Origin of the sequence: Streptococcus sp. 27098_8_113, assembly GCF_041432545.1 — a bacterium.
In the GTDB taxonomy this organism is placed as follows: domain Bacteria; phylum Bacillota; class Bacilli; order Lactobacillales; family Streptococcaceae; genus Streptococcus.
The window spans coordinates 1-652 of record NZ_JAPVZU010000034.1 but is presented as its reverse complement, the minus strand read 5'-3'; the positions used below and the strand labels follow the sequence as shown (position 1 = coordinate 652).

1 pseudogene is annotated in these 652 nt (G+C 46.2%); it reads right to left on the bottom strand.

From position 1 onward, the window contains the following. Positions 1-652, bottom strand: a pseudogene (locus tag O3644_RS10030) (mucus-binding protein); the annotation flags it as partial.

The window sequence follows — 652 nt, the reverse complement described above, 5'->3', positions numbered from 1 at the left end:
TATCGAAGGTCTTAGGTCCCTTGAACTCATCGTTCACCACTTCGTAACCCTTGTCTGTCAATTCTTTCAGACGAGCTGCGTAGTTGGTTGTACCGATTGGCTCACCTGACTTACCGCTTTCAACGACCTTACCAACTTCCTTGTTGTTATCATCTTGGTCTACGAAGGTGATAATCGCTTTTTGACCATCCTTCACGAAGTTGATTGGTGTATCCTGAGTTGGATCACTTGGAATTGGTGGTGGGTTGTAACCCTTGCTTGGATCGCTCGGATCTTTCGGTGTCAATGGTGTTGTGCCATCTGGGCCTACTGGTGTAGTGCCTGGTACATTTGGTACCACTGGAAGATCAGTACCTGGTTTTGTTGGATCTGTTGGATCGTTTGGATATGGAAGATTTGGAACTTTTGGAAGTCCATCTGGTACATTTGGTACGTATGAACCAAGTTTCTTGTATTGTACAACTTCTTCGCTATCCTTATCATTAGGAGTGACTGTCTTCGCTGCTACATTGGCCTTATCTGCCACGAATCCAGTTACGACTGGTGTAGCTTCTTGGGCCAATTCTTTCGTAGCTGGTGTCCATGGAGTGAAAGTCTTGTTGCCAGTTACACGGTCGCGTTCACCTGTACGTGTGAAGGCTGCTTCTTGTGT